This window comes from Veillonella sp. CAG:933, from assembly GCF_000431435.1.
Classification (GTDB): Bacteria; Bacillota; Negativicutes; order Veillonellales; family Veillonellaceae; genus Veillonella_A.
Genome location: NZ_HF986160.1, coordinates 1 through 1,061 on the forward strand (window position 1 = coordinate 1; position 1,061 = coordinate 1,061).

General features: G+C 29.5%; 2 protein-coding genes. Both read right to left on the reverse strand.

Going from position 1 to position 1,061, the window contains the following annotated elements; all coding sequences use genetic code 11:
* The coding region (locus tag QZL64_RS02580; protein WP_296309215.1) for a hypothetical protein at nt 1-662 on the reverse strand (662 nt) is incomplete at its 3' end.
* Nucleotides 663-815: 153 nt separating this feature from the next.
* The coding region (locus QZL64_RS02585; RefSeq protein ID WP_296309219.1) for a hypothetical protein at nt 816-1,061 on the reverse strand (246 nt) is incomplete at its 5' end.

The following is a 1,061-nucleotide window of genomic DNA, read 5'->3' on the forward strand; positions in this document are numbered from 1 at the left end:
TTTAATTGTAATAATTTATCTCCTAAATTTACTCTATCCAGACTTAAACATGGTAATCCAAAATCTCTTTCAGTTTCTACTCGTATATCTAATAGTTTTTCACATCGATATAAAAGTTCTTCAGTAGATTCCACATCATTAATATTGTATGATATTAATCTATCCATATCCTTCTCTGGGAGATCTTGTTTCCAATCGACTACAAATTCTTCTACGTTTTTGTATTGCATAGTTACTTGCATCTCTTTTAAAGATACACGTAATGCTTTAGAGAACAACATTGTTAATAAGTCAATTGATAGAAAATTCTTAGTATATTTATACTCTTTCCATAATTCAAAATTAGAGTTTTTGTCTATTACAATTTGACTCATTCTGAATATAGATTCTGTTATTTCTCTTGTACTGAAAAACTCAAAATATCTTTTTCTATATAATGAGAAGATATAATTCAATACTGGATTATCATAGTGATGATTATTATAACCAACAAAATAACAATCCTGAGTAAAGTAATTAAGGAGATCTTGAATATCTACTTTTCTAGAAGATATTTCAAATACTTTAATTACTCCTGTTTCTGTATTCTTACAAGTACAAGTAAATATGTTCTTAAGAACTTCAATATCAAAGACTATACAGGTTTTGTCTTTAATTTTCATAGCTATAATTTGTGTAACACGTCTTGGATTCGAACCAAGTTCCTATATAAGCGCTTATATAGACTACCAACTTTTCCCTTATAGTTTCGGATTATTTACGTGTTATATTGTGCGTTGAACAGACGCACCCCTGTTTCATAGACGAATATCAGCTTACGCTGCAGTTTTATCCTGTTTTTGTAAACGAGTAATAGTAACTCCGTCAATCTCTCGATATTTAGAGTTAACCATCTCCATGATACATACTTCAGGATTATCTGAATCATAAATAAAGTATCCTACCACTTTATCAGATTCTTTTTCCATCATTTTGTTGAAAGAATATTTTACGATATCCTTTAACTTATCTGGAAGACAGACAATAGCACCAACTCTATCTCCAGTAAGAGATGGTTGATC